The organism is Streptomyces sp. NPDC014864, from assembly GCF_043081525.1.
In the GTDB taxonomy this organism is placed as follows: domain Bacteria; phylum Actinomycetota; class Actinomycetes; order Streptomycetales; family Streptomycetaceae; genus Streptomyces.
This window is the reverse complement of sequence record NZ_JBIBWT010000002.1, coordinates 48,391-65,124: the sequence shown is the minus strand read 5'-3', so window position 1 is coordinate 65,124 and position 16,734 is coordinate 48,391. Positions and strand designations below refer to the sequence as shown.

Here is a 16,734-nt window from a genome sequence, read left to right as displayed (position 1 = left end):
TCCGGCGGCGTCAGCCATGGCCGACGCGGGTGCGGCGGCGGCACGAGTCCGGCGGGCACCGTCCGCTCCCGCCCGCCCGGTCGCGGCGCCAGTCGAGGACCGACACCGCCAAAGCGCCCAGCAGGGCCACGATCGCGGAGCCGACGGAGACCGCGACGGCGGTGCGGAAGTCGTGCCGGGTCGCACCGAGCACCAGGTAGAACAGCCCCGGCAGCGCCGCCGTACCCACGGCACCGCCCAGCCGCTGCCCGGTCTGCAGGGCGCCCCCGGCGGCTCCCGCCATCCGCACCGGCACCTCACGCAGCGTCATGGTGACGTTCGGGGAGATCACGCAGCCGCTGCCCACTCCCCCGAGCAACAGCGCCGGCGCCGCGAACCAGGCCGCGCCGCCCCGCGGGCCGAACCCGAGCAGAAGCGCCGCCGCGCCCAGCCCGGCGATCACCGCCAGCAGTCCCCACACGGTCAGCAGCCGTCCCAGCCGCTCCACCAGCCGCCCCGCCACCACCGCGGCGGCGGCCGACCCGATCGCGAACGGCGTCACCGCCAGCCCGGACCGCAACGGCGTGTACCCGAGGCCGTTCTGGAAGAACAGGGCGAACACCAGCCACACCCCGCTGAACCCCACGAAGTACAGGGTGGCCAGGGCCGCGCCCGGGGCGTAGCCGCGCGTGCTCGTCACCAGGCGCGGATCCAGCAGCGGCTGCCCCTCGCGCGCCGCGACGCGCCGCTCCCAGCGGGCGAAGCTGGCCAGCAGCGCGAGGCCGGCGAGGAACAGCCACCACAGCCGGCCCAGTCCTCCGGCCTCGGCGAACACCAGGGGCAGCATCAGGGACAGCACCCCGGCCCCCAGCAGCGCCACGCCCGGAAGGTCGAGCCGTTCCCGCCGGCCGGGGGCGACCCGGGGCAGCAGCCGCAGCCCGAGCAGGAGCGCCAGCGCGCCGACCGGCACATTGACGTAGAAGATCCAGCGCCAGCCCTGCGCACCGTGCGCCAGGGCGAGGATCACACCGCCGGTGATGGGCCCCACGGCGCTGGAGACACCGACGGTGGCGCCGAACAGACCGAAGGCGCGGCCGCGCTCGGCGCCCCGGAACATCTGCTGGATGAGGGCGGAGTTCTGCGGGGCGAGGCATCCGGCGCAGACGCCCTGCGCGATCCGGGCCACGACGAGCCAGGCGACCGTGGGCGCGGCGCCCGCTGCGGCGCTGCAGACCACGAAGCCGCCCAGCGCCCACAGGAAGATCCGTCGCCTGCCCAGGGCGTCGCCCAGCCGGCCGGCCGGCACCAGGGCGAGCGCGAACGCCAGGGCGTATCCCGACACGACCCACTGCACGGAGGCCGCGGAGGCGCCCAGGCCGCGCTGCATGGAGGGCAGGGCGACGGCCACGATGGTGACGTCGAGCAGGCTCATGAAGCCGGTCACCAGCGTGACCCACAGGGCCTTCCAGCGCCGGGGGTCGGGTCCGGCCGCCGCGCGCGCCGGGTCGCCGCCGCTCGCGCCCGCCGGCGTGTCCAGTTCCACGAAGGCTCCCTCCGGTCGCCGCCGGCTCACGGCGGGCGTAGCTCACACGGGCTCTCGCGTCCCATCTGCTTCAGCGCGCGGACAGCGGGTAGCCGTACCCACGGCAAAGAGCACACAAAGTCACCACCGAGCAGCACAGACGGTACTTCTCATGGTCATTCCGCTTAGGAAGCAGGCGGTACGTGAGCAGGAACCGGACCCGCGTGCCGCGGCGCTGCGCTACGGGGCCACCTATGACACCGGTGCGGCCCGTATCGCCGACGCGCGCCGCGCGGTCCGTGTCCTGCTCGCCCGGGCGTCCCCGACCGCCGACACTCCGGTGCCCACGCGCGCCGAAGGGGACGCACAGCTCGTCGTGAGTGAGCTGGTCACCAACGCCCTACGACACGCGCCGGGCCCGTGCGGCCTGGTGCTGGAGTTGTCCGCCGGTCACGAACGGCTGGCCATCACGGTCTGGGACACCTCCTCCACACTGCCGCGGATCCACGAACGTGACCAGTCACGGGTCGGCGGCCACGGCCTGTACCTGGTCCGCGCGTGCAGCAGCGCGCTGACCGTGACCGCCCTGCCCGGCGGCAAACGCGTCACCGCCGAGATCGATCTGCGGGAGAGGTGATCCGCTTCCGCGCTCCGCCGTCGCCGTACTCCTTCCGGGCGCCTCCGCGCGCCGGGTCCCACCCTGCTGGCCGCCGCGGCGATCCGTACGTGGGCCGGTGACAGGGCCGGTCCGAAGGCCGGTCGGAACACCGGTCGGAAAACCCGAAAGGAAGCCGGTCGGGAAACAGTCGAAAATGATGGGTGTGGAAGGCACGGACCGGGGTACACGCGGGGGAAGCCGCTCATGATCAGCAGGGCGGTGGCCGCACGACCGGGCAACACCGCAGAGAGGGAGGGACGCGCCATGGCGCCGACCACGGAGATCCAGGCAGCAGTTCCGACACGGACGGAGCTGCCCGTGGTGACCGACCCCTCGCAGGTGGCGCCGGCGGACGCACGCGCCCTGTCGAAGCTGTTCTTCGACCGGCTCGCGCACCTGGAGGAGGGCACGCCCGAGCACCAGTACGCGCGGAACACCCTGATCGAGATGAACATGTCCCTGGTGCGCTACGCGGCCGGCCGCTTCCGCAGCCGGGGCCCCCAGGAGATGGAGGACATCGTCCAGGTCGGCATGATCGGACTGATCAAGGCGATCGACCGGTTCGAGCTGGCCCGCGAGGTGGAGTTCACCTCCTTCGCCGTGCCGTACATCGTCGGCGAGATCAAGCGGTTCTTCCGCGACACCTCCTGGGCGGTGCACGTGCCGCGGCGTTTGCAGGAGGCCCGGGTGGAGCTGGCCAAGGCGACCGAGGAGCTGAGCAGCCGCCTGGGGCGCAAGCCCACCACCAAGGAGCTGGCGGAGCTGATGAACCTCCCCGAGCAGGAGGTCGTCAACGCGATGGTGGCCTCCAACGGCTACACCTCCTCCTCGCTGGACGCCGCGGTGGGCGGCAGCGAGGACGGGGAGAGCGTGCTCGCCGACTTCATCGGCGCCGAGGACACCGACCTGGAGCTGGTGGAGGACCTGCACAGCCTGGCGCCCCTGCTCGCCGGGCTCGACGAGCGGGACCGCCGGATCATCCATCTGCGGTTCGTGGAGGAGCTCACCCAGGGCCAGATCGGAGAGCAGCTCGGGATCTCCCAGATGCATGTCTCCCGGCTGCTGCAGCGGGTGCTGACCCGACTGCGTCAGGGCATGCTCACCGCACACTGAGCGATGCGTGGCCGGCCGCGGGAATGATCGCGTCCGCGGCGGGCACACGGACGCTTGCATGACACGGAAGGGCCGGGCGCCGTCGTCCTGGGGAGGTGGACGGCGTCCGGCCCTTCCGTCGTGCCCGGGGCAGGCGGCGCGCGGGACGCGCCGGTGCCGCAGGCCCGTCGAATTCGCCCGCCCCGGCGGGACGCCGCTTCCCACGCCAGGAGGATCCGTCGAACACACTTGGCCCGTCGGGCGGCAGAGCGTACGCCGGTACCGTCGCAGCCAGGGCGCTTGCATTGACCGGCCGGGTACGAGACGGTTGTCATCAGACAACCTTTTCCCCAGCAGAGAGGTGGTGGGGTACGCGGCTCGCGTTCCCCCTCTCGTGGCTCCTTCCTCCAGTTCTCCCGTCGGCCCACCCAGCGCAGGCTCCAGCATCGGCGCCGTGTGGGACGCCGCGCCGTATCCCGTCCTGGTCGTCGACCGGGACGGCGGCGTCGTCGACCTCAATGACGCCGCGAGGACACTCCTGCCCGATCTCGCGCGCGGCGACTGGCTGCACGCCGCGGCGCCGGCCTGGCTGGCCGAGGCACACCGCCTCATGACCCTCGCTCCCGGCGAATCCGCCGCCGAGCTGCGGTCGGGTAGCATCGGGGGGCGCCTCTTCGACGCCCACCCCACGCCGAGCGGCGACGGCGACGTGGTGTGGTGGCTGGTCGACGACACCGACCGCCGGCTGGCCCAGGAGGCGCTGCGCAGCGAACAGGAGCGCACCGGCATCCTGGCCGAGGTTTCCAGCGCGCTGCTGTCCTCGCTCAACGTGTCCCGGTGCATGGAGCTGACCGCGCGCATGGCGGCCGACCACCTGGCGGACGCCGCCGTGGTCATCGCGCCCGCCCAGGGGCGCCGCCACCCGCTCACCCACGCCCGGGCCGACGGGCCCGTCACGCAGACCGCGCAGGTGATCGACCCGGCGACAGTGCCCGGTCTAGCCGAGGCCCTGCGGGGCTTCCCGCCGGTGCCGACGCGCTGGATCAACCCCGACGAAATTCCGCAGTGGGCGATTCCGGACGGCTTCGACGGCCCGCTGGGGTCGGTCATCGTCACTCCCCTGCCGGGCCACGGCGTACCGGCGGGCGCCCTGATGCTGCTGCGCTCCACCACCGAGAGCGCCTTCAGCGAGGGCGAGGAGGTCTTCGCGCGGCTGTTCGCCGCCCGTGCGGGCGCGGCGCTGTCGGCGGCCCGCATGTACGCCGAGCAGTCGGACATCACGGCGACGCTGATGCGGGAGCTGCTCCCGCCGACGCTGACCCAGATGCACGGCATCGAGTACGCGGGCAGCTACCGGCCCGCCAAGGACTCCGAGCGCGTCGGCGGCGACTTCTACGACGTCCACCCGGGCACGGACTCCACGCACGAGTCCCTGGTGGTGCTCGGGGACGTGGCCGGCAAGGGCCTGGAGGCGGCCGTCCTCACCGGCAAGATCCGCAACACCCTGCACGCGCTGCTGCCGCTGGCCGGCGACCACCAGCAGATGCTGAACCTGCTGAACAGCGCCCTGCTGACGTCGCACCACACCCGCTTCGCCACCCTCGTACTGGCCTCCGCCCGGCGCCGCGCCGGACGGGTGAGTCTCCGCATGACCAGCGCCGGCCACCCGCCGCCCCTGGTCATCCGCAGGAACGGTACGGTCGAGGTGACGGCCACGCACGGGACGCTGGTCGGAGCGATGCCGACGGTGGTGGCCGAGACCGTCGAGACGGTCCTCGCCCCGGGCGAGACCTGTCTGCTGTACACGGACGGCATCACCGAGGCGCGCGGAGGACCGCTGGGCGGCGAGCTCTTCGGTGAGCGGCGGCTCAGGCAGGTCCTGTCGGAGTGCGGGGGCCTGCCGGCCGAAGCGATCGTGGAGCGGGTGCAGATGGTGGCCGCCCAGTGGCTCGGCTCGGGCCGGCACGACGACATGGCGGTCGTCGCCGTCAGTGCTCCGAAGTCGGGACCACTGCACGTCGTCAACGGCCGTGTTCCCGCGGACGGGACGGAGACACGGCACAGGAGGAAGGGATGACCGCAGCCCCACCGGCACCGCAGACCCAGCCGGAGGACGGGCGGCAGCTCACTTCCGTGCGGGAGCGACTGTGGGCGGCAGTGATCGACGGCGACGAGTACGCGGCCGTGGAGGTGATCCGGGCCGGCCTCGACAGCGGACTCGACGAGGAGACCGTGCTGCTCGACGTGATCGGCGGCGTGCAGCGGCGCGTCGGCGTGGAGTGGGCCGCCGACCGGATCTCCGTCGCCCAGGAGCACGCCGCCACCGCGATCAACGAACGAGCCGTCGCCGCCCTGATCGGCCACGACCGCCCGCGCGCCTCCCGGCCCGTGGGGCGGGTGACCGTCACCTGCGTCGACGGCGAGTGGCACGCGCTGCCCGCACGGCTCGTCGCCGAGGTTCTGCGGCTGCGCGGCTGGCAGGTCGACTATCTCGGCGCCCAGACGCCGACCCCGCACCTGATCGCGCACGTGCACCGCACCAACCCGGCGGCGGTGCTGCTGTCGTCCTCGCTTCCCACCCGCCTGCCGACCGCGCATGCGGCCATCACCGCGTGCCAGGCCGTCGGCGTCCCCGTCATGGTCGGCGGGGCGGCCTTCGGCCCCGGCGGCCGCTACGCCCGCCTGCTCGGCGCGGACAGCTGGGCACCCGACGCCCGCGCCGCCGCGGCCGACCTGGAGGCCGGCGCGTCCCACCCGCAGCCCTCGGCCGCGCGGCAGGCCGTCGACGACCTGCCGCACCTGGCCGACCAGGAGTACACGCTGGTCGTCCGGTCCCGCCCCCAACTGGTCAAGCAGACCCTGGTGGACCTGGAGGAGCGGTTCCCCGCGATGGCGTCGTACGACGACGCCCAGCGGGAACGGACGGCGGAGGATCTCGCCCACATCGTCGACTTCTTGGCCACGGCCCTGTACGTCGACGACGCGGCTCTGTTCGCGAACTTCCTCACCTGGACCGCGGACATACTCACCGCGCGGACGGTCCCGGCGCACTCGCTCACCCTGGGGCTGGACGTCCTGGGCCGGCAACTGCGCGACTTCCCGCGGTCCTCGTCCCTGCTTCAGCGGGGCGCCGCCGCACTCGCCGGTCACCGCCCCACCGCCCCCGCCCCGGCGCCCGGGAGCGACGCATGACCGCTCTGCAGCCCGGCCCGTTCGACATCGCGGTCATGGCGGCCGCACCCACCGTCCTGACCGTCCGGGTGGTGGGCGACCTGGACTACGAGACCAGCGACGAACTGGTCGACACCGTCACCGAGGAACTGGCGCGGTCCGGCCCGGGGGGCGCCCCCTGGCAGGATCTGCGGCTCGACTTCGCGCAGCTGACCTGGGTGGACTCCATGGGTCTGTCCGCGCTGCTGATGATCCGCAGACGCACCGGGGCCGCCGGCGTGACTCTCCACCTGGACAACCGGCCCGAGTTCCTGGACCGGATGCTCGACGTCACGAACACCTACGACCACCTCACCGAGGAGGTCCGGGAGCAGGACGAGGACGTCTCCGAGGCGGGCGCCAACTAGGACCGGCCGGCCTGGACTCCCCGGGCCGCGACGGACCCCCTCGTGCGGAGAACGTGTGCGCAGGTCGTGGGCGTGCGACGCGACGGCGGGGGAAGCAGTATGTGCGATCCGTCGACGCGCTGAGGGGAGTCCATGGCGTTCTTCGTGATATCCAAACTCCGGCCGCTGCGCCTGCTGTCCGCGACCGACCTGGCCGTCGAGTACGACCGGCTGCGGGAGGAGAACCAGCAGCTGCACCGCGCCGTGACCTCGCACGCGGTCATCGACCAGGCCATCGGTGCCGTGGTGGCCCTGGGCCGGGTCACGCCCGAGCAGGCGTGGCTGGCCCTGCGGGACGTCTCCCAGCACCTCAACATCAAGCTGCGGACCGTCGCCGAGCGCGTCCTGGCGTTCGCCCAGGGCGAGGAGTTGCCGGAGGCGCAACTGGACGAGCTGAAACGGGCACTCGACCGCCACCGCGAGTGTTCCGGCGGGCGGCCGGCCGGCAGCCCGCCGACGGTCTGAGGCCCGGACGATCACGCCCCCACTCCCTACGTCTCCACCACGCCCCCTCCCTCGTCACCACCGCGCCGCCCCGCGCAGCGGGGCGCGTCCGCGGTCCGGCACGGTCCACAGGGTCTGGCCGCGCACCCCCCAGCGTTCCAGCAGGGCATTGGCCGCCAGGAAGCCGCTGGTGGCGGCCCGCTCCATCAGCGCCACCGGCAGCCCGGTGCGCACCAGGTCACCGGCCACGACCAGCCCCGGATCGTCGGTGCTCACGGTGGGCCGGTCGGCGTAGCCGCCCACCGGGAAGAGGGGGCAGTCGGCCCGCCACTCGTGGCGCGCGTCGACGATCCGCGCCCGCCGGGTCTCGGGATACACGAGGTGCAGTTGCTCGATCAGACGCTTCTGCTCCACGTCCCGGACCGCGTCGTCGGCACACGCGTACGCGTGCAGCTCCACCACCGAGCCACCAGTGCGCGCCGCCCAGCGGGCCGCTTCCCCCTCCCAGCGCTCGAGCACGCTGACGTTGTCGAGGGAGCCGTATCCGCTGGTGCCGAGGAATCCGGGGCGGTCGGGGGCCACGGGACGGTCCAGCCACAGGCGGGAGACCAGGAACGGCGGCGCCGTGCGCAACCGCTGGATCCGCTCGCGCCAGCGGCTGCCTCCCAGCCAGGGGGACCGGCGGGCCAGCGACCGCAGTCCGGCGGTGTCCAGCGCGAGGACGACCGTGTCGTGCCGTCGCTCGCCGTCGGCGACGGCCACCGTGAAGCCGCCGTCGCGGGTCGGGGTGACGCTCTCGACCGGTGTCGACGTGCGCAGCCGGACGCCGTGCCCGCGCAGGTAGGCGGCCAGCGGCTCCCACAGCGCCGCGGGAAACGGCTCGTCGGGCACGTCGAACAGCAGGCCCTCGGCGGAGCCCAGGAAGTAGATGTGGAACATCAGGACCATCTCGGCGGCCGACAGCCGCCGGGGGTCGGCGAAGAAGCTGCGTGAGAAGACCTCGAAGGCCAGATGGCGGGCGGCCTCGGGGAAACGGATCGAGTCCAGGAAGTCGTGAGCGCTGACGTGGTCCAGGCGCGTGTAGACCTCGGGGACTCGTACGTCCAGCAGCGGCAGCGCGGCGGCGGGGCGCACCCGGGCCAGGTCGCGGATCCCGAAGGACGGGCTGAGGGCCACGAAGCCGAGCGCGCTCCACGGCGGCGTCCGGGGGACGTGCCGGAAGCCGTCGCGCAGGCCGCTGCCGTGCCACAGCGGGTAGTCGGGCAGGCCGGTGAGGCGCTCCAGGCCCGGATCGGTACGGCGGAGCAGCCCGCGCAGGTTGTAGTACTGGCGGAAGAAGGCGTGGAAGCCCCGGCTCATCGTCACGGAGGTGCCGTCGCTCAGGGTGGTGGGCCACCCGGCCAGGCGCCCGCCGAGGGACGGCTCCCGCTCGTACAGGGTGACCCGTACGCCGCGTTCGGCGAGGGCGGTCGCCGCGGCCAGCCCCGCGATGCCGCCCCCGACGACGGCGGTGCTCGGCCGGTCGGTCCCGCGCAGCCGCGGGGCTCCCGGGGCCGGGAGCAGGACGCGGGCGCGCCGGTCACGGCCGCGGCGGGCCGCGCCCCTCCGCCGGTGCCCGCTCATCGCGCCTCCTCCGTACGGCCGTCCGCGGGGGTGTCCGTGCCGCCGTGCGTGACGCCGTCCGCGCGGGCCGCGACGACGGTGTGCGTGATGCCCGTCTGCCAGCCCGGCAGCGGCAGCACCCGGACCCGGGCGAAACCCGCCGCGCGGAGCCGGGCCGCGAACCGGTCGGCGGTGTCGAACTCGACCACGCTGCGGTACAGGTGGCGGTAGAGGGGGCCGTCGCCGAGGACGGTCGCCGCGGGGAGCACGATGCCGCGGCAGACCGCCGCCCACACCGCGCGGTCCACCGGCCGGCCGCTGAGGGTGTACTCGTGCACCGCCAGCCGGCCGCCCGGTCTCAGCAGGTCGCGCACGGCGGCGAGCACCCGGTCGGGGTCGGCCGCGTTGCGCAGGAGGTAGGCGGCGAAGACCGCGTCGTACGGGCCGCGCACCCCGGCCTCCGTCAGACGTTCCGCCGGCGCGTGCACGAACTCCACTCCCTTCGGCCAGGGCTTCGCCGCGGCTCGGCGCAACATGCCCGCGGAGGCGTCCACCGCGGTGATCTCGGCGTGGGGCAGCACGGCGGCCAGCGCGGCCGTGGAGGCGCCCGTGCCGCAGCCGAGGTCCAGCACACGCAGTCCGGCGCCGCCGCGCGAGAGCCCGAGGCGGCGGGCCGAGCGCCGCAGATGGGCGTGGTACCCGGGGTTGGCCGCCACGAGTGTGTCGTAGCTGCGGGCGGCGTGGTCGAAGGCGACGGCCAGGTCCTGGTCGCGCAGCAGGGTCATACGGTCTCCTCGTGCGGGTGCCGGGCGGTGCCGGTGGCGGCGGTGGGGCCTCGGGAAGCGCGGCGGTCGCGCCGGGGGGATGGGGGGCGGCGGTCAGGCCTCGAAGGGGCGGCGGGGCAGACGGGGCAGTTCGAGGGCGGTGCGCAGCATGGGCAGCACCGGGGTGCGCAGGCCGATGGACAGTTCCTCGTGCAGGTGCGTCCGTCCGTCGAGGAAGCGCAGCAGCCGCCGGGCCGGGACCCGGGCGAAGAGCCGGGTGAAGAAGGCGGCCCCGTCGACCCGGTCACTGGCGAGGGCGCGCAGCAGCACGGCGTCCATGGCGAGGGAGCGGGCCCGGTGGGCGGGCGGCGGCAGCGGGCGGCGGCCCGCTCGCAGGGCGGCGGCGACGGCCCGCGTCTGACGCTGGACGGCGGCGAAGGTGTAGCCCGTCGACGGCCGGGTGGCGCCCGAGGCGGCGCCGATGCGGAAGACCGACGGCGCGGTCTGCCGGGCGAAGGGGGCGTCGGTCATCGGGATCACCCCCGTCTCGGTGGCGGTGACCTCGAAGTCGCCCAGGCCGAGCACGTCCCGGGTGTAGTGCCGCAGCGCGGCCTCGTAGCGCTGCCGCGACAGGGGCCGGGCCGAGAACTCGGTGTACTCGACCAGGGCCTGCCGGAGCCCGGTCGGCAGCACGTATCCGAAGGACAGCCCGTGCGCCGGCTGGGGGGTGCGGAAGTCCATGAGCTCCACGGTGCCGGTGTCGAAGACGGGCCGGTCGTGGCGGACGAACCAGCCGTGGAAGTGCTGCAGCAAAGTGGTGCGCGCGGCGGGCAGGCCGGCCAGGGGCAGGGGCCGGGAGTCGAACACCCAGCGCGCCCGCACTTGTACGGGGCGCCCGTCGGCGGCGCGGCCCCGTACCTCGGCGCCGTCCGCCAGGCCCTCGACCGTGTCGACGGAGGCTTCCAGCCGTGTCGTCCCGGGGCTGCGGGCGATGACGCCGTCGACGAGGGACTCGAAGTCGCCGGACCGCAGCATCTTGTAGCGCAGCGGGCTGATGTCGTCCTCCATGCGGGCGCCGTGCGGCGCGTGGACGCGCAGCCGGTGCCAGGACGCGGTGAGGGCCGCGTCGTACGGGCCGGGGCCGGCCTCCCAGTAGCACCAGGTGCGGTCCGGCGGGCGCAGGGGGCCCGGCGGGGCCGTCACGAGGACCACCGAAAGCCGGCGGGTGCCGGGCGGCCGCAGGGCCAGCCGGTGGGCCAGGGACAGGCCGGCGGCCCCCGCCCCGACGATGGCCACGTCGGCCTCGATCACGATGTGCCGCCTCCCTCCGCGCCGCCGGTACCGCGCCGCGGGTACCGCCCCGGACCTCACCCGAAGCATTCCGGGTACCTGGCCCGTCCGGATGCAGCCCACCGGGGCGTGTCGGCCGCCGTCCGTCCGTCGGTGCGTCAGGAACCGCTCACGGGGGCCGAATCGGCTCCGTCTGTCGCACGTTCGGCGCATCCGTGACCTCGACGGGCGCGGAATGACTGGAGATGACGATGTCGCGAGCACGCGGGAGGAACCGGACATGCGCTCCATTCGGGCGGACGATCACCTGGCGGGCGAACCGTCCCCGGCGCACCGCGTCGTCCGGCTGCTGCCGGCCGCGTCCTCGCCTCGGGAGGGCCGGGCGGGGAACCTGGCGGAGGACCCTGCCGGGGACCGGCGGCGTCCCGGCGCCGGGGGGCCGACACCGTCGTACGACGACGCACCCGGTGCCGGAGCGCCGTACGCCGGTGCGCCATGCGCCGGCGCGGGCGGTCGGCGTGCCGTGGACGACGACGTCGCGGGCGCCGTCGGCCGTCTGCTCGGGACGCTGACCGCCGAGCGGGCGGCGCAGGCGGCCGGCCTCGATCCGGGGTTCGGCGAGGATCTGGCCGGGAGGGTGGCCCGGTTCACGCTCGGGGGCGGCCGGCGCATCCGCCCCCGGTTCCTCTGGTGGGCCCTGCGCGGCTGCGGCGCCGGTGACGGCTCGCAGGTGGAAGCGGCGCTCCGGCTCGGGGCCGCCCTCGAACTCGTGCAGACCTGCGCGCTGGTGCACGACGACGTGATGGACGGCGCCCGGATGCGCCGGGGCCGGCCGGCGCTGCACGTCGACGTCGCCACCGATCTCCTCGCCGCGGATCCCGTTCCGATCGGGCGCGCCGGGACCGGCCAGGTGAGTCCCGAACGGCGGGAGCGGGCCCACGACTTCGGCACCGCCGTCGCGATCCTCGCCGGTGACCTGGCGCTGGCCTGGGCGGACGACCTGGTCGCCGACACGGTGCTCCCGCCGGCCGTCGCCGGCCGGGTACGCGGCATCTGGCGGGCCATGCGGACGGAGATGGTCGCCGGTCAGTACCTGGAGCTGCGCGGCCAGGCCGACGTCTCGCGTTCGCCGGACCGGGCGATCCGCGCGGCGTGCCTGAAGAGCGCCCTGTACTCGGTGGAGCGCCCGCTCGCGCTCGGCGCGGCGCTGGCCGGCGCGGACGAGGCCACGACCCGGGCAGTGTGCTCGGCCGGCCGCTCAGTCGGCATGGCCTTCCAGCTCCGCGACGACCTCGAGGACCTGTTCGCCGACCCGGACCGGACCGGCAAGCCGCTCGGCGGCGACATCCGCGAGGGCAAGCCCACCTACCTGGTCGCCGTCGCGCACGCGAGGGCCGAGGCGGCCGGTGACCACCACGCCCTGGACGTCCTCGACACGTGCGTCGGCCGCGCCGACCTGTCCGGCGCCGACCTCGCCCGGGTGCGGAAGGTCATGGTCGCCACCGGTGCCAAGGACACGGTCGAGGCGAAGATCGACCAGTTGACGTCGCAGGGGCTGCGCCATCTGGACTCCGCCGCGCTGGAGCCGTACGCGGCAGGGCGCCTGCGCGAGCTCATGCGCGCGGTGACCGGGACGCGTTCGGGACCCGGAAGCGGAGCCGGCACCGGCCCGGCACGCGCCGACGGCACGGGCCCCGCACGCTCCGAAGGCACCGGCCCGGCCCGTGCCCTGCGGCTCGCCGACGGCTGTGGGGTGACGGGCCGATGACGCGCATCATCCCCGGGCGCACCGACCACGTGGTGGTCGTCGGCGCCGGACTCGCCGGTCTGTCTGCCGCGCTCCATCTGCTCGGCGCGGGCCGCCGGGTCACCGTCGTGGAACGGGACCCGCTGCCCGGGGGCCGCGCGGGCCGGCTGGTCCGCGGCGGCTACCGCATCGACACCGGGCCGACCGTGCTGACCATGCCCGACATCGCCGACGAGGCCTTCGCGGCGGTCGGCGAACGCCTCGCGGACCGGGTAGAGCTGATCCCGCTGCATCCGGCGTACCGCGCCCGGTTCGCCGACGGCTCCGCGCTGGACGTGCACACCGGGGCCGAGGCGATGGAGGCGGAGGTCGGCCGTTTCGCCGGGCCCGCGGAAGCCGCCGGCTACCGGCGGCTGCGGACCTGGCTGGAACAGCTCTACCGGGCACAGATGCGGCGCTTCGTCGACACCAACTTCGACTCACCGCTGGCCCTGCTCCATCCGGATCTGGCCCGGCTGGCCGCACTGGGCGGCTTCGGGCGCCTGGACGCGCGCATCGGCCGATTCCTGAAGGACGAGCGGCTGCGCCGGGTGTTCTCGTTCCAGGCCCTGTACGCGGGGGTCCCGCCGGAGCGGGCGCTGGCTGCCTACGCGGTGATCGCCTACATGGACACCGTCGCCGGCGTGTACTTCCCGCGCGGAGGGATGCACGCGCTGCCGCAGGCCATGGCGGACGCCGCCGCGAAGGCGGGCGCCGAGCTGCGGTTCGGGCAGCGCGTCACCCGGCTGGAGCGGACGGGCGAGCGCGTCACCGCGGTCGTGACCGACGACGACCGCATCCCCTGCGACGCCGTCGTCCTCACGCCCGACCTGCCCCTCGCCTACCGCCTGCTGGGCCGCACCCCGCGCCGCCCGGTACGGCTCACCCACGCGCCGTCCGCGGTGATCCTGCACGCGGGCTGCGACCGCACCTGGCCGGAACTCGGCCACCACACCCTGTCCTTCGGGCGGGCGTGGCAGCGCACCTTCCGCGAACTCACCCGGACCGGCGAGCTGATGAGCGATCCCTCCCTTCTGATCACCAGGCCCACGGCCACCGACCCCGGCCTGGCTCCCCCGGGCCGCCATCTGCACTACATCCTGGCCCCCTGCCCCAACACCGACATCGGACCGAGCGCAGCCGACTGGGGCGACCTGGCACCGCGCTACCGGGACTCACTGCTGCGGGAGCTGGAGCGGCGGGGCCTGGCGGGCATCGGCTCCGCCGTCGAACAGCAGTGCCTGGTCACGCCCGCGGACTGGCAGGCCCTCGGACACGCGGCGGGCACCCCGTTCTCCGCGGCGCACACCTTCCCGCAGACGGGCCCCTTCCGGCCGCGCAACCTGGTGCGGGGCACCGTGAACGCGGTCCTGGCCGGCTGCGGCACCACCCCCGGGGTGGGCGTGCCGACCGTGCTGCTGTCGGGGAAGCTGGCCGCGGCCCGGATCACCGGCGGCGCGGACCGCCCCGGCCCGCGCCGCCGGTCGCCGGGCCGTACGACGGAAGGAGCGGCGTCGTGACCGCGCGCGAACTGGACGCGGCGGGCGTCACCGATCCGTCGCTGCGCGAGGCGTACACGCGGTGCCGCGGGCTGAACGCCCGGCACGGCAGGACGTACTTCCTCGCCACCCGGCTGCTGACCGTGGAGCGCCGCCCCGCCGTGCACGCCCTGTACGGCTTCGCCCGCCGGGCCGACGACATCGTCGACTCGCTCGACGCCTCGGAGGCCCCCGACCTGCGGGCGCGGGCGCTCGACCGGCTCCAGGAGGAGCTCGCCACCGGGCTGCGCGAGGGCCGCAGCGGCGAGCCTACGGTCCGGGCCCTCGCCGACACCGCGCGCCGCTACGCGATCGACCACCGCCACTTCCACGACTTCATGGCCTCCATGCGCAGCGACCTGGAGGTCACCGACTACGCCACCTACGCCGACCTCGACGCGTACATGCACGGGTCGGCCGCGGTGATCGGCCTGCAGATGCTGCCCGTGCTCGGGACGGTCGTACCGCGCGAGGAGGCCGCCCCGCACGCGGCCGCCCTGGGAGTGGCCTTCCAGCTCACCAACTTCCTGCGGGACGTGGGCGAGGACCTGGACCGCGGCCGCGTCTACCTGCCCGCCGACCTGCTCGCGGCGCACGGCGTCGACCGGGAGCTGCTGCGCCGGAGCCGGGACACCGGCCGCCCCGACCCGCGCATCACGCGGGCGCTGCGCGCCTTCGAGGACCTCACCCGGGACGTCTACCGCCGGGCGGCCCCCGGCATCGCGATGCTCGACCCGGTGTCCCGCCCCTGCATCCGCACCGCCTGCGTGCTGTACGGCGGCATCCTCGACGCCGTCGCCGACTCCGGGTACGCCGTGGTGCGCAGGCGGGCCGTGGTTCCGCGCAGGCGCCGCGCCGCCGTCGCCCTGGACGGGCTGGTCCGGGTGACCATGGCCCGACTGGCCGCCGGGCGCGGCTCCGGGCGGCCCACGGCGCCCGCGGCGGCGGTCCGGCCGGCCGCGACGACGGCGGTTCCCACGTCCGCCCCGGTCGGCCAGGAGGTCGCGTGAAGCCCGAACCGTCCGCCCGGCGGGGGCGCTACCCGCTGCGGCTGCGCAGGCGCCCAGTGCCCTGGGACCGCCAGCGGCCCAGTTGGCGCGAGGCGCGGCCCGCCATGATCACCGCGGCCCTGAAGCGGGCCCAGGCCCGACCGTCGGGCAACTGGTACGTCGTCGGCGCCACCCGTGACACCGGCGGCGGCCGGCCCCTCGCCCGGACCGTGGCCGGTCGGGAGGTCGTGGTCTGGCGGAACGCCGAGGGAGGGCTGGTCGCCGGGCCCGGCGTCTGCCCGCACCTGGGGGCACCACTCGCGGACAGCCCGGTGCGGTGCGGCACGCTGGTCTGCCACTGGCACGGACTCGCCCTGAACGGCGCGCCGTTCGCCGGGTGGGAGCCGCTGCCGGTGCACGACGACGGGGTGCTCGTCTGGGTGCGTCTGGACGACGTCGGCGGCGAGGAGCCCACGCCCGCTCCGCTGGTCCCCCCGCGACCGGCCGTGTCCGACGCGGTGTCGGCCGTGTACGTCGGCGTCGGTGTCTGCGAGCCCGAGGACGTGGTCGCCAACCGGCTCGACCCGTGGCACGGCGCGTGGTTCCACCCGTACTCGTTCGTGGACCTGACGGTCGTCGGCGCGCCGGCGCGGGCCGGCGCGGACGGGGACGGGCGCGCCTCGGGGCCGGGCGGGGACGACGGCGGGCCGGACGACGGCTTCGCCGTGGACGTCTCCTTCAAGGTCGCGGGGCGTCTGGTCGTGCCGGTGCGGGCCGTGTTCACCGCACCGGAGCCGCGCACGGTGGTCATGCACATCACCGAGGGGGAAGGGCGGGGCTCCGTGGTCGAGACCCATGCCACGCCCCTCGGCCCGGACGAGCTGGGCCGGCCACGGACGGCGGTCGTCGAAGCGGTCGTGGCCGCGTCCGACCGCCCGGGTTTCGCCGTGGCACGCCGGGTGGCGCCGCTGCTCCGGCCGCTGATGCGCGCCGCGGCGGGCAGGCTCTGGCGGGACGATCTGGCCTACGCCGAACGGCGCTGGGCGTTGCGTTCCACGGGTCGCTTCCCGGGCTGAGACCGCCCGGGCACCGGGGTCCGGCGCGGGGCCCGGCCTCGGGTCTCAGCTCTCGGGCCGGGCCGCCTCGGGCTCCGCGCCCGTCCACAGCTGCCAGGCCGACCACAGCCACATCAGCGCGAAGGCGGCGAGCAGGGCGAGCAGGACGAGGATCTGCCGGACGTCGGCGTCGTGGCCGAGGAGGGCCACGAACAGGGAGAGGGTCCACAGCGCCGTGCCCGCCGCGTAGACGCCGTGCATCCGCCGAAGTTGCCGCACCCCGGGCGAGCGGGGCGCGGAGGAAACCGCCTCAGGAGTCATGGCCATGCGGTACCCCGCCATGCCGAGGGTATGACCCCGGATTCCGGCCCTTTCCCGTACGGCCGGTTCCCGGCTCA

15 protein-coding genes are annotated in these 16,734 nt (G+C 75.0%); 10 read left to right on the top strand and 5 right to left on the bottom strand.

The genetic code is table 11. The features are described 5' to 3' along the window. Window positions 1–10 precede the first annotated feature (10 nt). The gene (locus tag ACF1A5_RS04200) at window positions 11–1,522 is read right to left on the bottom strand and encodes an MFS transporter (protein WP_392191274.1); all 1,512 of its coding nucleotides are present in this window, start codon (window positions 1,520–1,522) and stop codon (window positions 11–13) included. Window positions 1,523–1,673: 151 nt separating this feature from the next. Here ACF1A5_RS04200 and ACF1A5_RS04195 point away from each other — a divergent pair, with 151 nt between their 5' ends. The 6 genes from ACF1A5_RS04195 to ACF1A5_RS04170 all read left to right on the top strand — a co-directional run bounded on the left by ACF1A5_RS04195 (window position 1,674) and on the right by ACF1A5_RS04170 (window position 7,333). Continuing rightward, window positions 1,674–2,138, top strand: a complete 465-nt coding sequence (locus ACF1A5_RS04195; RefSeq protein WP_392191273.1) for an ATP-binding protein — start codon at window positions 1,674–1,676, stop codon at window positions 2,136–2,138. 285 nt (window positions 2,139–2,423) lie between these two features. Further along, a complete protein-coding gene (locus tag ACF1A5_RS04190) occupies window positions 2,424–3,272 on the top strand; it encodes an RNA polymerase sigma factor SigF (RefSeq protein WP_392191272.1) in 849 nt (282 codons plus the stop codon). 424 nt (window positions 3,273–3,696) lie between these two features. Next, on the top strand, window positions 3,697–5,328 hold the full coding sequence (locus ACF1A5_RS04185) for a SpoIIE family protein phosphatase (protein ID WP_392191673.1): 1,632 nt from the start codon (window positions 3,697–3,699) through the stop codon (window positions 5,326–5,328). Further along, window positions 5,325–6,443, top strand: coding sequence for a B12-binding domain-containing protein (locus ACF1A5_RS04180; RefSeq protein ID WP_392191271.1), 1,119 nt, complete (start codon window positions 5,325–5,327; stop codon window positions 6,441–6,443). Before ACF1A5_RS04185 ends, ACF1A5_RS04180 begins: the two co-directional genes overlap by 4 nt. After that, the gene (locus ACF1A5_RS04175; protein ID WP_392191270.1) at window positions 6,440–6,829 is read left to right on the top strand and encodes an STAS domain-containing protein; all 390 of its coding nucleotides are present in this window, start codon (window positions 6,440–6,442) and stop codon (window positions 6,827–6,829) included. The genes ACF1A5_RS04180 and ACF1A5_RS04175 overlap by 4 nt, the downstream gene beginning before the upstream one ends. Before the next feature lie 132 nt (window positions 6,830–6,961). Continuing rightward, on the top strand, window positions 6,962–7,333 hold the full coding sequence (locus tag ACF1A5_RS04170; protein ID WP_392191269.1) for an ANTAR domain-containing protein: 372 nt from the start codon (window positions 6,962–6,964) through the stop codon (window positions 7,331–7,333). 54 nt (window positions 7,334–7,387) lie between these two features. Here the strand turns inward: ACF1A5_RS04170 and ACF1A5_RS04165 are convergent, their stop codons facing one another. The 3 genes from ACF1A5_RS04165 to ACF1A5_RS04155 form a co-directional block, all read right to left on the bottom strand. Then, window positions 7,388–8,935, bottom strand: coding sequence for an FAD-dependent oxidoreductase (locus tag ACF1A5_RS04165; RefSeq protein ID WP_392191268.1), 1,548 nt, complete (start codon window positions 8,933–8,935; stop codon window positions 7,388–7,390). Beyond that, a complete protein-coding gene (locus tag ACF1A5_RS04160) occupies window positions 8,932–9,699 on the bottom strand; it encodes a class I SAM-dependent methyltransferase (RefSeq protein ID WP_392191267.1) in 768 nt (255 codons plus the stop codon). The genes ACF1A5_RS04165 and ACF1A5_RS04160 overlap by 4 nt, the downstream gene beginning before the upstream one ends. A gap of 93 nt (window positions 9,700–9,792) precedes the next feature. Continuing rightward, window positions 9,793–10,989 carry a lycopene cyclase family protein gene (locus tag ACF1A5_RS04155; RefSeq protein WP_392191266.1) on the bottom strand — a complete coding sequence of 399 codons (1,197 nt, stop codon included), beginning with the start codon at window positions 10,987–10,989 and terminating at the stop codon, window positions 9,793–9,795. Between the two features lie 259 nt (window positions 10,990–11,248). Between ACF1A5_RS04155 and ACF1A5_RS04150 the strand changes: the two genes are divergently transcribed. Genes ACF1A5_RS04150 through ACF1A5_RS04135 form a run of 4 tightly spaced genes read left to right on the top strand, consistent with a single transcriptional unit; the run spans window position 11,249 to window position 16,357 of the window. Further along, window positions 11,249–12,736, top strand: coding sequence for a polyprenyl synthetase family protein (locus ACF1A5_RS04150; protein WP_392191265.1), 1,488 nt, complete (start codon window positions 11,249–11,251; stop codon window positions 12,734–12,736). Further along, complete coding sequence (locus tag ACF1A5_RS04145; protein ID WP_392191264.1) at window positions 12,733–14,274, top strand: phytoene desaturase; 1,542 nt, start codon at window positions 12,733–12,735, stop codon at window positions 14,272–14,274. The genes ACF1A5_RS04150 and ACF1A5_RS04145 overlap by 4 nt, the downstream gene beginning before the upstream one ends. Then, window positions 14,271–15,302 carry a phytoene/squalene synthase family protein gene (locus ACF1A5_RS04140; protein WP_392191263.1) on the top strand — a complete coding sequence of 344 codons (1,032 nt, stop codon included), beginning with the start codon at window positions 14,271–14,273 and terminating at the stop codon, window positions 15,300–15,302. The genes ACF1A5_RS04145 and ACF1A5_RS04140 overlap by 4 nt, the downstream gene beginning before the upstream one ends. Then, window positions 15,299–16,357, top strand: coding sequence for a DUF5914 domain-containing protein (locus tag ACF1A5_RS04135; RefSeq protein ID WP_392191262.1), 1,059 nt, complete (start codon window positions 15,299–15,301; stop codon window positions 16,355–16,357). The genes ACF1A5_RS04140 and ACF1A5_RS04135 overlap by 4 nt, the downstream gene beginning before the upstream one ends. A gap of 45 nt (window positions 16,358–16,402) precedes the next feature. Here ACF1A5_RS04135 and ACF1A5_RS04130 read toward each other — a convergent pair whose 3' ends face one another. Continuing rightward, window positions 16,403–16,657 carry a hypothetical protein gene (locus ACF1A5_RS04130; protein WP_392191261.1) on the bottom strand — a complete coding sequence of 85 codons (255 nt, stop codon included), beginning with the start codon at window positions 16,655–16,657 and terminating at the stop codon, window positions 16,403–16,405. Window positions 16,658–16,734: the final 77 nt, after the last annotated feature.

Coding starts and splice junctions, on each gene's coding strand:
- ACF1A5_RS04195 (WP_392191273.1), top strand. CDS start 1,674: ATGGTCATTCCGCTTAGGAAGCAGGCGGTACGTGAGCAGGAACCGGAC.
- ACF1A5_RS04150 (WP_392191265.1), top strand. CDS start 11,249: ATGCGCTCCATTCGGGCGGACGATCACCTGGCGGGCGAACCGTCCCCG.
- ACF1A5_RS04160 (WP_392191267.1), bottom strand. CDS start 9,699: ATGACCCTGCTGCGCGACCAGGACCTGGCCGTCGCCTTCGACCACGCC.
- ACF1A5_RS04170 (WP_392191269.1), top strand. CDS start 6,962: ATGGCGTTCTTCGTGATATCCAAACTCCGGCCGCTGCGCCTGCTGTCC.
- ACF1A5_RS04145 (WP_392191264.1), top strand. CDS start 12,733: ATGACGCGCATCATCCCCGGGCGCACCGACCACGTGGTGGTCGTCGGC.
- ACF1A5_RS04190 (WP_392191272.1), top strand. CDS start 2,424: ATGGCGCCGACCACGGAGATCCAGGCAGCAGTTCCGACACGGACGGAG.
- ACF1A5_RS04175 (WP_392191270.1), top strand. CDS start 6,440: ATGACCGCTCTGCAGCCCGGCCCGTTCGACATCGCGGTCATGGCGGCC.
- ACF1A5_RS04130 (WP_392191261.1), bottom strand. CDS start 16,657: ATGACTCCTGAGGCGGTTTCCTCCGCGCCCCGCTCGCCCGGGGTGCGG.
- ACF1A5_RS04165 (WP_392191268.1), bottom strand. CDS start 8,935: ATGAGCGGGCACCGGCGGAGGGGCGCGGCCCGCCGCGGCCGTGACCGG.
- ACF1A5_RS04180 (WP_392191271.1), top strand. CDS start 5,325: ATGACCGCAGCCCCACCGGCACCGCAGACCCAGCCGGAGGACGGGCGG.